The 11,962-nt window shown below is 72.8% G+C and carries 8 protein-coding genes; 3 read left to right on the forward strand and 5 right to left on the reverse strand.

Annotation, left to right across the window (positions count from 1 at the left end; all coding sequences use genetic code 11):
* Positions 1 to 9: 9 nt before the first annotated feature.
* From haaA to ACLF5H_RS15650, 3 genes are all read right to left on the reverse strand, one after another.
* Entirely contained in the window at positions 10 to 198 is a 189-nt protein-coding gene (haaA, locus tag ACLF5H_RS15640) for a HaaA family cyclophane-containing RiPP peptide (RefSeq protein ID WP_421676689.1), read from the reverse strand.
* Positions 199 to 272: 74 nt separating this feature from the next.
* Positions 273 to 2,939, reverse strand: a complete 2,667-nt coding sequence (gene haaT / locus ACLF5H_RS15645; RefSeq protein ID WP_421676690.1) for a cyclophane-containing RiPP biosynthesis TPR protein HaaT — start codon at positions 2,937 to 2,939, stop codon at positions 273 to 275.
* A 110-nt stretch (positions 2,940 to 3,049) separates the two neighbouring features.
* Positions 3,050 to 4,060: an alpha/beta fold hydrolase gene (locus tag ACLF5H_RS15650; protein ID WP_421676691.1), complete on the reverse strand. Its 1,011-nt coding sequence runs from the start codon at positions 4,058 to 4,060 to the stop codon at positions 3,050 to 3,052.
* Between the two features lie 114 nt (positions 4,061 to 4,174).
* Between ACLF5H_RS15650 and ACLF5H_RS15655 the strand changes: the two genes are divergently transcribed.
* The gene (locus ACLF5H_RS15655; protein WP_421676692.1) at positions 4,175 to 4,942 is read left to right on the forward strand and encodes a TetR/AcrR family transcriptional regulator; all 768 of its coding nucleotides are present in this window, start codon (positions 4,175 to 4,177) and stop codon (positions 4,940 to 4,942) included.
* Positions 4,943 to 5,037: 95 nt separating this feature from the next.
* Positions 5,038 to 6,150 (forward strand): ADP-ribosylglycohydrolase family protein, encoded by a 1,113-nt coding sequence (locus ACLF5H_RS15660; protein WP_421676693.1) that lies wholly within the window; start codon positions 5,038 to 5,040, stop codon positions 6,148 to 6,150.
* Between the two features lie 25 nt (positions 6,151 to 6,175).
* Here ACLF5H_RS15660 and ACLF5H_RS15665 read toward each other — a convergent pair whose 3' ends face one another.
* On the reverse strand, positions 6,176 to 8,065 hold the full coding sequence (locus ACLF5H_RS15665) for an MFS transporter (RefSeq protein WP_421676694.1): 1,890 nt from the start codon (positions 8,063 to 8,065) through the stop codon (positions 6,176 to 6,178).
* 197 nt (positions 8,066 to 8,262) lie between these two features.
* A complete protein-coding gene (locus ACLF5H_RS15670; protein WP_421676695.1) occupies positions 8,263 to 10,668 on the reverse strand; it encodes a D-alanyl-D-alanine carboxypeptidase in 2,406 nt (801 codons plus the stop codon).
* A gap of 399 nt (positions 10,669 to 11,067) precedes the next feature.
* Between ACLF5H_RS15670 and ACLF5H_RS15675 the strand changes: the two genes are divergently transcribed.
* Positions 11,068 to 11,823, forward strand: a complete 756-nt coding sequence (locus tag ACLF5H_RS15675; protein WP_421676696.1) for a GOLPH3/VPS74 family protein — start codon at positions 11,068 to 11,070, stop codon at positions 11,821 to 11,823.
* Positions 11,824 to 11,962: the final 139 nt, after the last annotated feature.

Below are 11,962 nucleotides of genomic sequence, written 5' to 3' on the forward strand. Positions count from 1 at the left end.
CGGGCGCGCTCACCGGGGCAAGGGCAGGATGAGCGAGGCCGCGTGGGTGCCGTCGCCGAACTCACTCGTCTCGGACCGCTCGGCCGCCAGCCGCCGCCGGACGCGGGCGGCCACGCGGTCCAGGACCGTGGCGTCGGGGGTTGCCGGTTCGCCGCCCGGAACGGCACACGGCTCGATGGCGTTCGCGGGTGACGGCATGCAGCACTCCTCGTGAGGAACGAGCCGGGGCTCGGCAACGTAGCAGCTTCAACAGTCAGGTCAGAACGGGCATTTCAGCCACGGTCGGGCGATGGATCGCAGCGCTCGATGCCCGCCGAGGCCCGTGCCTCCTCCAGCGGGCTCCCCACCTCCCTCGCGATCTCCAGCGCCCGCTGGAAGTGCTCCCGGGCGGCATCCGGGGAGATGGGGGCGAGCAGCGTTCCCCAGTTGTTGTGGACTTCCGCCTCGCCGCACCGGTCGCCGAGGGTGCGCAGAATCTCCAGGCTTCGCCCGAACGCCTCGACGGCTTCGTCCCGCTGTCCCAACATGCCGCGTACCACGGCAAGTTCACTCAGGGCTGCGGCTTCACCGCCGTGGCTGCCGAGCGCACGGCAGACGTCCAGGGCCTCCACCAGCAGCGGCAGCGCCGCGCTCGGGTCACCGGACGCACGCTCCACCACGCCCAGCAGACGCACACTGTTCGCCCTGCCGTACCGGTCGCCCAGCTCCGTGAAGTGCGTCAGGGCCCGGCGGTGCGCCGCGCGTGCTCTCTCCGGATCGCCGGTCAGCCGCCACACCACTCCCTGCTCGTTGAGGGCGTACGCCTGATGCTCGCGGTCGTCCAGGGCGACGTAGATGTCGAACGCCTCCTGGTGGTGGCGCGCGGCCAGTTCGTAGGCGCCCAGGAGGCAGTGCACGACGCCCAGGTCCCGCAGCGAGTTGGCCTCGCCGTACCGGTCGCCGAGTTCGCGGTAGATCGACAGGGCCTCGCGCTGGGCCCGCGTCGCCGCGTCGAACCGGCTCATCTGCCGCCACACCATGCCCAGATCGGCGAGCGCGTTGGCCTGGCCGAGCCGGTGGTCCAGCCGCCGGTAGAGAGCGAGGGCCTCGGTCTGGGCGCGGGCCGAGTGCTCGTTGTCGGCGGTCAGGTACCGGACGATGCCGAGCTGGTTGAGGGCGTCCGCCTTGCCGCGCAGGTCCCCCACGGCGTCGTAGTGGGACGCCGCCTCGTCCAGGGCCGCGAGGGCTTCCGGGTAGGCGGCCATGAACCGTCGCACGACCCCCAGTTCGGCGAGGGCGTCCGCCAGCGCCTGTTCGTCGCCGGTCCGGCGGGCGGCCTCGGCGGCGGTGCGGTGGAGGCCGACGGCCTGGTCCCAGGGACCGGCCTGGCGGAGGAAGGGGGCCATGGCCACCGACAGCCGCACCACGGAGTCGTACAGGGAGAGGCTGTGCGCCCGGCGGATGCAGGCCAGGATGTTCGCGCGCTCGTTCTCCAGCCAGCCGAGGGCGTCCACTCGGGAGCCGAGGGCCGGGGTCTCCATGTGCCGGGCACCGTCGGGCGGGGGCGGCGGCAGCGGTGCGCCGCTGCGGACGAGGTGCCCGTTCGCTACGGCCAGCGCGGAGAGGTAGTACGCGCACACGCGCTCGACGGACTGGGCCTGGTCCATGCCGCCTCCCTCGGCCGCGAGACCGCGGGCGTAGTCACGCAGGAGGTCGTGCAGCCGGTATCGGCTTCCAGGATGCTCCTCGATCAGGTGGCCGTCATAGAGACCGTCCAGGTGGCGGCGGGCCTCGGCGACCGAGACCTCGGCGAGGGCCGCGCCGACGTACGCGTCGAGATCGGTGCCGGGATAGCGGCCGAGCCGCCGGAAGAAACGCTGCCGGTCCGGGGGGAGATCCCGGTGGGAGAGGTCGAAGGTCGCGGTGATGGCGCGCTCACCGGACCGCAGTTCGCCGAGCCGGTCCTGCGCCGCAACCAGCCGCTCGTGCAGATCCCCGGCGCTCCAGGAGGGGTGGTGCCGGAGCCGGGCGGCGAGCAGGGAGACCCCCAGGGGGAGATGTCCGCACAGCCGCACCAACTCGCCGAGCACGCCGTGGTCCAGCTCGTCGGCCGGACGGGCGCTGAGCCGTACGAACAGATCCACCGCGTGCTCGGGCGGCAGCGCGTCCACCGGCAGGACCACCTCTTCGTGCAGGGCCAGCCGCTTCCGGCTGGTCACGAGGACCAGGCAGTCCCCACCACCGGGGAGCAGCGGCTCCAACTGCCCGTAACCGGAGACGTTGTCGAGGATCAGCAGCGCCCTCTTGTCCGCCAGCCTGCCGCGCCACATCGCGGCCCGCGCCTCGGTGACCGCGCCGATGTCGTCGCCCACCGGGATCTGATGCGAGGGGACCCCGGCCGCGGTGAGCAGGGCGGCCAGCGCCTCGCCGGGCTGCACCGGAGTGCGGCCGGGTGTATGGCCGTTGAGGTTGAGGAAGAGCTGTCCGTCCGGGAAGCGTTCGGACAGCACATGCGCTGCGTGCACGGCGAGTGCTGTCTTGCCGACGCCCGGCATGCCGTCGATCAGGTGGACCGGCAGTGCCGTACCGCTCTCCTGCGCGCTGCTCACCGAGCTCTCCAGGGTGGCCAGCTCGGTGGTCCGGTCGGTGAAGGCGGTGGTGTCGCGGGGCAGCGACCGCAGGACGAGGGCGGCGCCGGGCGGATCGGTGGCGCCGCCGGTCCCCGCGGTCCGCCTTTCTCCGCCATGGCGGTCGTCCAGCACGGCGAGCAGCGCCGCGAGCCCGGCGGTGACGGCCCCCAGGATGACGAACGACAGCCAAGGGTGGACCTGTAACCAGCGCAGCCAGCTGGGCCAACGGGACTGCGCCGACACCACGTTCGTCACCAGCCCGGCCAACGTCGTCGTGACCACCCCGACGACGGCGACCGCGGCGGGCCCCGTACCTCGTCCGAATCTCATGAGACCCCCGACCCCCGAACCCCGACGCATCTCGGACGGCAAGCCGATCAGTCGTCGAGGCCCCGGGTCAAGGTCGGCTCCACGTCACGCATCCGCCGCCTGTCAGTCCGTCAGTCCGTCACCACCGGCCGCACCTTCCCCAGCAGCAGTTCCAGGAACACGTCCGGGTGGCGGAAGGCGGCGAAGTGGGAGGCGTTCGGGATGAGGGCGAAGTCCTTGAGGGGGGCCGTCAGGCGGTCGTGGAAGTGGCGGGCCGGTTCCGGTGGGGTCAGGACGTCCTCGGCGCCCTGGAAGAGGAAGACGGGGAGGTGGAAGGCGGTGCCCTCCGCGTATTCGTCCACGGACAGGGCCTGCGGGCCCAGTTGTTCGGAGAAGGTCATGCCCTTCAGGTAGGAGCGCAGGTCGCGCAGGGTGTGCAGGGGGGAGAACCAGAGGGAGCGGATGACGACCGTCTTCATGGTGTCGTAGGTCAGGGGGTCGGTCGTGGTCACCGTCTTGGCGTAGAAGGACCACTCCTCGGGGGACCAGGCCGCGTGGTCCGGGCCCATCGCGGTCAGGCGGGCCAGCTGCCCCCGTTTGCCGGCGCCGCGCAGCCGGGCGAGCAGGTCGTCGTAGGCGGGGGTGCCCGTGCCGCCCGCGATGATGTTCTGGTCGGTGCCGACGTACGCCGAGTAGCGCTCGGGGTGGTCGCGGGCCAGGCGCAGGCCGGTGACGGTGCCGAAGCTGTTGGCGAGCAGGACGACCTTCGGCACGCCGAGGCGGGCGCGGACATGGTCGGTGACCTCCAGCGCGTCCGCGTAGAGGCGGTCGAGGGTCAGCTCGCCCCGGCCGTCCGGGCCGCCCGCCGCGAAGGTCCGGCCCGCGCCGCGCATGTCCCAGCGGACGATCGTGAAGTGCCGCTCCCAGGCGCGGGTGCGCGGCGTGAAGATCAGGTTCGAGGCGCCGGGGCCGCCGTGGAGTTCCAGGAGCACGGGGTTGGACCGGTCCTCGCCCCGGACGGAGATCCACTGATCGAGGCCGCCGATACGGACGTACGACGACTCGTCGATGCCGTTCGGGGCGGTGATCCGGAGGGACTTGGCGAGGGCGCGGCGTTTCAGGGCGCGGTAGGTCAGCAGCATGTGTTCCCCCTAAACTGTTTATGCCGTCAGCTGTAAGGCGGCGGTTTACGGTATATACAGTTGGCGGGGTGCCGGTCAAGGGGCTGGTGCCGCAGGGGAGTTGGGGAGCGGGGCGTGGCCGAGCGGGACGGCGTACGGGACGGCGTACGGAACAAGGGGCAGCAGGACGAGGCGCGTGATCCCCGTGCCGTCCTCGCCCTGCTCTGGGGCGAGCAGGAGCGGCCCACCCGGGGGCCCAAGCCGAAGCTGACCCCCCGGCGGATCGCCGCCGCCGCCGCCGAACTGGCCGACCGGGAAGGGCTCGACGCCGTCTCCATGAGCAAGGTCGCCGCCGGGTTCGGGGTGTCGGCGATGGCCCTGTACCGGTACGTCCCCGGCAAGACCGAGCTGGTCGAGCTGATGGTGGAGGAGGTGATGGGGGAGGGGCCCGAGATGCCGGAGAGCGAGGACGGGCACTGGCGGGAGGCCGTACGCGCGTGGACCCGGCAGTGCGCGGACGTGTACGCCGCCCACCCCTGGCTGCTCACCGCCACCGCCCTGCGCCGCCGCGTCCTCGGCCCCCGGCAGCTGCGCTGGCTGGACGCGGCGCTCGCCGCCCTCGAACCCACCGGTCTCGACGGCGCCCGGCGGCACCGCGTCTTCCTGCTGCTGATCGGGCTGGTGCGCAACGTCGCCCAGCAGCAGGCGGACCACGAGGAGGAGCCGTCGGCCGAGTGGGACCGGCTCGCCGCCGACCTGCTCGCGCGGCACGCCGAACGCTTCCCCGCGCTCACCAAGGCCATCGCGGACGGCGCATTTCAACCGGACGGTATCGATCCGCTCGAATTCGGGCTGGATCGCATCCTGGACGGTGTCGAAGCGGTCATCGATGGACGTGAATGACCCGTGAGGGTCGCCCTGGCCCACCGGGGGCCCACCGCACGGTCGATTAGAGTGCGGACCGTCGTGCGGGCGGACGGTGCCTGAGGAGGGTCTGGGTGGCGACGACGACCGGTGCCGTCTGGGGCCGTGCCGAGCAGCAGGACTTTCGCAGCAGGGTGCGCGGCACCCTGCTGGGGGCCGCCGTGGGCGACGCGCTCGGCGGGCCCGTCGACGCGCTCACCCTGGAGGAGATCCGCGCGGCCCACGGCCCCGAGGGGCTGCTCGACCTCACCGCCGGGCACGGGCGGCGCGGCACCATCACCCACCACACCCAGCTGACCCTGTTCAGCGTGGACGGGCTGATCCGCGCACAGGTGCGCCGCGACACCGGCGCCTGGCATCCGCCGACCGATCTGCACCGGGCGTATCTGCGCTGGGCCGCCACCCAGCGGGACTGGGGACCGGACGAGCGCCGCGCGGAGGACGGCTGGCTGGCCCGCGAGGAGTGGCTGTACGCGCGCCGGGGGCCGAGCAGGTCGCTGCTCATCGGGTTCGGCGACGACAGGATGGGCACGCTGGACAAGCCCAAGAACCCGGCCGAACAGGGGCCGGAGGCGGTCGCCCGCTCCGCCCCCTTCGGGCTGCTGGTCGGCTGGGAGCCCCAACTCGTCGTGCAGCTCGCGGTGGAGTGCGCGGCGCAGACCCACGGCCACCCGGTCGGCTGTCTGTCGGCGGGCGCGTACGCCGTGATCGTGCACGGACTCGCCCGCGGGGAGAGCCTGGACGGCGCCGTGCAGCAGGCCCTCGCCCTGCTCGCCGCCCGCCCCGGCCACCAGCCGGTCTCCGACGCCCTCCAGCACGCGCTCGGCGCGGTACGGCAGGGCATGCCGAGCCCCGCGCGGGTGGAGGAACTCACCGGCGAGGGTACGGCCGACGGGCTGCTCGCCGCCGCCGTCTACTGCGCCCTGGTCGGCGAGGACGTACGGCACGGCCTGTGCCTCGCCGTCAACCAGAGCGGCCCCTCGGCCGCCGCCGGCGCCCTCACCGGCGGCCTGCTGGGCGCCCTCCACGGCGAGACCGCGCTGCCCCCGGCCTGGCTCGCCGAGCTGGAGGGCCGCCCCACCCTCCTCGAACTCGCCGACGACTTCGCCATGGAGATGACCCAGGGCCCCGCCCTGCACGGCCCGGCGGGCTCGGCACCGGGGTGGCTGGCCCGGTATCCGCGCTAGGCCCTCTCGTCCGGACCCCAGGCCCCTACTTCAGGGCGTCGGGACACGGCGTGCCCCGGGGCAGCTGGTACGGGGCGGCAAGCCGGTACGTGCCCGCACGCGGCGCGATCAGCATCGTCCACTTGTCGCCGTTCGTGTCCTCGGGAGTCTCCATGAGGCACCCGTTGACGTTGCGGTACTTCTTCTCCGTGCCCGGCGGCGAGGGGATCACCTGCGGGCCCTTCAGGCTCTTGCCGTGCGCGTCGACCACGCTCAGCCAGGGGGAGTAGGGGATCCGGATCAGGATCCGGCCGGCCTTGCGCACGTCCAGGGTCATCTCGCCCTGCTCGGCCCGGTCCACCCGCGCGTTCGGCTCGGCCAGCGGGGTCGGGTCGGTCACCTGGAACAGCTGCCAGTTGGCGTCGCCCCAGATCTGCGTCAGATACGGCATCCCGCGCCGCAGCAGCTGCCGCTCGCGCTCGCCGCCGTCCCCGTCCGGGTTGTCCTTGGGCAGCACCACGAAGTGCACGGCCCACCGCTGGAGCCACTCGTGATAGTTCGCCGAGTTGAGCGTGTCGTCGTAGAAGAGCGGGTTGCGCTCCATGTCGGCCTGCCGGTTCCAGCCCCGCGCCAGGTTGACGTACGGCGCGAGCGCGGACGCCTCGCGGTGCGAACGCGCCGGTACGACCTCCACGCGCCCCCGCTCCGCGCCGACCTTCTGCAACTGGTTGACCAGCGGGGCCAGCTCGTGCGCCCAGGACGCGGTCGGGGTCGTGTGCACGATGTCGTCGACCGACTTATAGCCGATCCACCCGACGAAGCCCAGGAACGCCACCACCGTCGCGTACCACTTCCGCGACTTCGGCACGGTGAACGGCAGCGCCGCGATCAGCGTCGCGCCCGCGAACAGCATCGGCAGCCGCGAGATGTTCGAACCGATCTGCGAGCTGACCACCCACACCGCCACCACCATGACGCTGTAGACGGCCGCCGTCAGCCGGACCGTGATCCACTCCTTCGGCACCAGGAACAGGCAGAACAGGCCGTACAGCAGCGGCAGGCTCGACGAGCCGATCGTCATCGGCTGGGTGCCGGAGAAGGGGAAGAGGAAGTACGACGCGGCCACCACCGCCGCCGGGGCCAGCCCGAGCGCCCACGCGCCCGGCCGTCGCTTCTGCAAAAACAGTGCGACCGCGACAAGGCCGACGAACAGCCCGGAGACCGGCGAGGCCATGGTGGAGAGCCCGGCCAGGGGGGCCGCCACCGCCGCCTTCGCCCAGCGTCTGTGCCGCCAGCGGTACGGCCAGCAGAACACCGCCGCCACCGCGCCGAGCGCGATCATCGTGCCGAGCCCGAAGGTCACCCGGCCCGACATCGCGTTGCACAGCAGCGCGAAGACCCCGGCCATCGAGACCCACAGGGGGTTGCGCACGGCCCGGCTGCGGATGAGGATCAGCGTCAGCAGGCCCGCCGAGACGGTGCCGGCGATCATCATCGTCGTACGGACGCCGAGGACCGCCATCAGATACGGCGACACCACGCTGTACGACACCGGGTGCATGCCCCCGTACCAGGCGAGGTTGTACGCCGAGTCCGGGTGCCGGCCGACGAACTCCGCCCAGGCGTCCTGCGCCGCGAGATCGCCGCCGCTGTTCGCGAACGTGAAGAACCAGATGATGTGCAGCACGCCCGCGAGCACCGTGACCCAGAGGACGGGGTGGCGCAGCATACGGGCGCGAAGGGGTTCGAGGGGCGCGAGAAGGCGCGTGAGGCGGCCACCGGGTACGCCGGGTACCTCGTCCGTGCGGCCGCCCGCACGGTCGGTCGTACGGACGTTCGCGCCGGTGTCCACGTCAGGCGTGGACGGGCGTATTCGTGGGCCGTTTTCCGGGCCCGGTCCGGCGTCGTCGGCGCGTGTCGGCTCCGTAGTGGCCACCTGAAGGCACTCCCCGTGTCCCGTCTTCTGTTCTCGGCCGTTTTCTCCGGTGTTCCCGGCCGCTTCCCGTCCAGTTCGCGGCCGTGTCCCGGGAACCGGCGACCTGCCCCGATTCGCGACGCTAGCACGCACCCCGCCACGGGGCGCCCGGGTGGGGCGCCGTGACGGGGTGCGCGACGGGTGTGCGGGACGTGCGGTCAGCCGATGCGGGTGAGCTTCGCGCCGAAGCCGGGCTCGGCCAGATCCCGCTGGAGCGCCACCGGGACCTTGACCCCGGCCGTGGTGCCGTCGCCGACCGTGAGGGTGCCGACCTGGCTGCCGGCCTTCGCGGTGTGCGGGACGGTGTCGGAGGCGAAGGACAGCTTGACCTTCAGGCCCGACCAGCCGACCGCGGTGACGTCCTGGGTGACCACGATCGGGGTCTGCCCGCCGAGCCGGTCGTCCACGTAGCCGACCACATCGCCCTTCTTCAGGATCTTCGCCGAGGTCAGCGCGTGTTCGGCGGCGACCAGCGCGGTCTTGCTGACCGCGTTGACCGTGTCCAGGATCGACGGCTTGTGCTGGCCGAGGATCGCGCCGACGACGGTCACCGTCTGGCCGCCGACCTTCTTGCGGGCGGCGAACAGGAGGTTGCCGCCGGCCGCGGTGGTGCTGCCGGTCTTGATGCCGATGGCGCCGACCAGGATCGGGAGATCGTTGTAGTTCCGCCAGTTGCGGCCGGAGGGGTCGGTCCAGCTGGCGGCGCTGGTGATGGCGACCAGGGCGGGGATCTTGACGACCGCGCGGCCGATCTTCACCTGGTCCTGGGCGGTGGAGACGGTGGTCTCCTTCAGGCCCGAGGGGTCGGTGTACGTCGTGCCGGTCATCCCCAGCTCCTTGGCGGTGGCGTTCATCTTCTTCACGAACGCCGCCTCCGAGCCCGCGTCCCAGCGGGCCAGCAGCCGGGCGATGTTGTTGGCGGAGGGGATCATGACGGCCGACAGGGCCTGCTTCTCCGTGAGGGTGTCGCCGGCGTGCACGGTGTCGAGGGTCGACTCGCCGTCCTTGCTGTAGCCGGCCTCCTTCTCCGCCGTGGCGTCCACCTTGATCCTCGGACCCTCCTGGCCCGGCTTCAGCGGGTGGTCGCGCAGGATGATGTACGCGGTCATCGTCTTGGCGACCGAGCCGATGGCGACGGGGGTCTGCTTGCCGAAGTTCCCCATCGTGCCGATGCCGTCGCCGTCCATCCAGCCCTGGCCCTCGCCCGGCCACGGCAGGTTCACCCGGCCGCCGTCGAAGGTGTAGCTGTCCTTCGCGGTCAGCGCGAGGGTGGGGGACGGGAGGGGGCGCAGAGTCTGTACGACCGCGAAGATGATCACCAGCAGGAGGACCAGCGGGGTCCAGATCTTGACCCGCCGCAGGGCCGTGCGGACCGGGGTCTCCGGGGGCGGCGGGGTGTTGGTCAGCTCCGCGAGGAGGTCGAGCGGGGGCTTGGGGGGCAGGGGCTGCTGGGTGGTGCGCTCGGGGCCGATCTGGGGGACGGCGGTGGTCTCGTCGGCCGGCGCGGGCTTGGGCTTGTGCCGTACGTCGTCCTTGAGCGCGACGAACTTGCTGGTGCGCTCGGCCTCCGGCTCGTCCTGCTTCGCCCCCTTGCCGACCTTGAGCATGGTCGTGGGCTGGTCGACCTGGTCCTTGGGGCGTACGGCCTTGAAGATGGCGGTCGGCTGGTCGACGGCACCCGCTCCGCCGGACTTGCCCTCGGCCTCGCCGTCGGCCGTCTTCCCACCCGCACCGTCCGCGCGGCTCTCGCCCTCGCCCGCGGGCGCTTCCTGCGGGTCCTCCTCGGCGTCGGCATCCGCGGCCCCGTCGCCGGTCTCCCCGGCCTCGGCATCGACAGCCTCGGCCTCGGCGCCGCGCTCGGCCTCGGCGTCGCCCTTCGGGTCGGTGTCGGCGTCGCTCTTCGGGTCGGTGTCGGCGTCGGCGTCCGCCTTCGCACCCGCGGCGTCCGCCAGGGCCTCCGCCTCGGCGTCGGCCGTCTCGGCGGCGGCCTTGGCGCGGGCGGCGGCGGCAGCGGCGGAGTCGCCGGAAGCCTTCTCCTCGGCATCGGCACCGGCATCGGCACCGGCACCGGCCTTCGTACCGGAGTCGTCCTTCGCGTCGGCGTCCGGCTTCGAACCCTCGGCCGCGTCGGCGCCCGCCGGGGCCTTCTCGCCCTCCGCGTCGCCATGGGCGTCGGCCTTCGAGCCGCCGTCGCCGCCGTCGGCACCCGCCTTCCCGCTCCCGGCACCGGCCTTCGCTCCGGCGTCCGCGTCGTCGCCCGCCGGAGCCTCCGCCTCGTCGGCGGAGCCCTTCGCGTCCGCACCGGAGCCGGCGTCAGCCGCGTCCGCTTCCGCGTCGCTCCCGGCAGCGCCGTCGCTTATCGCGCCCGTCGCTCCCTTCGCATCCGCGTCGTCCTTCGCGTCCGCGTCGCCCTCGGCGTCCACGTCGGCCGCCGCGCCCTCGGCGCCCTCAGCGTCCTTCGCGGGAGCGTCCGTTGACGTCTCCGGCTCGTCCGCGTCCCGGACCCACGACGAGACCGCGTTGCGCAGGGCGGTGTCCTCCTCGACCGCGGGGGTGCGGAACACCTTCGTCGCGGTGTCCGTGCCGCCGTTCGAGGAATCCTTTTGCCCGGCACCGGCACCGGCACCAGCCCCGGCGCTCCCACCGGACCCGCCCCGGGCCACCGCGAGGCGGGGATCGCGGGCCTCGGGAACCGAATCCGCGTGCCCCGACGTCGCTCCTGCCGACGACTCGCGCTGCTTCGACCTGTCGGGGGACTCGCCCGCCACCGATGCCTCCTCATGCCCCGCACGCCTACGCGCGCGCCCTGTCCGAACCATGTACCAGTGTCCTGTGTGAGGGCTTGGCCCCTGTGGTAGACGAGAACGACATACCTACCGGTTCCCTCACGAACCGGTCACGCACCCTCGACAGACCAATGTGAGAGGGGTCACCCTGTCATTCATCCACGCGGGGAGGCATGGATGGGCAGGAGCCGCAGAACACTTCCGGAGGAGCTTCTGCTGCTGGCACTGGACCCGACCACGGGTACCACTGCACAGCCGCAGTCGCTCGACCTCGGTCTGGCCGGTGCACAGCTAGTGGAGCTGGCGCTGGCCGGACGGATAGCCCCAGACGGGGATCGTATCGCCGTGGTGGTGCCACGGCCGACAGGAGATCCAACTCTGGACTGCGCGTTGGAGTTGCTGCGAAGGCGCGGCGCCCCGGTGCGAGCCGTCCACTGGATCGGCGGGCCCCGGCTGGGGCTGCGCCAGACGTACCTTTCGCATCTGGAGCGGTGCGGCATGGTCGCCGCGGTGCCGGGCCAGATGTGCGGAGTGCTGCCGACGACGCGCTACCAGGCGACGGAGACGGCCATCAGCCGGGAGATCCGCGGCCGGCTGGACTCCGCGATCCGCACCGGCGTACCGCCGGACCCGCGGACCGCGGCGCTCGCCGCCCTGGCGCACGCCGTCGGGCTGGGCAAGCATCTGTATCCGGGCAACGAGGGCCGATCGTCCCGTTCCCGGCTGCGGGATCTGATCCGGCACGATCCGATGGGCGGGCTCGTCGCGCACGCCGTGATGGACGTGCAGAACGGCGCGGCCGCACAGCCGCGCCGCGCCCCGGCCGCCCCGGGCCGACCGGCGGGCCCGGGACCCCGGCCCGCGGTCGAACCGGCGCACGGGGTGCCGATGCAGCAGCGGCACGGGTCCATGGCCCGCGCCGTGGCCCACTGATCCACCGCGCCGCAACGACCGTCCCCAGGAGCCCGGTTCGGGAGCCGCAGGCCGAGCGGGGTGGCGAGACCTCCGGGTCCCGCCACCCCGCTCGGCCGTATCCGGAACCGCGCGGGTCCCGGGCGGCCGGCGCGAACGG

This window comes from Streptomyces sp. LaBMicrA B280 (genome assembly GCF_049222185.1).
Classification (GTDB): domain Bacteria; phylum Actinomycetota; class Actinomycetes; order Streptomycetales; family Streptomycetaceae; genus Streptomyces; species Streptomyces murinus.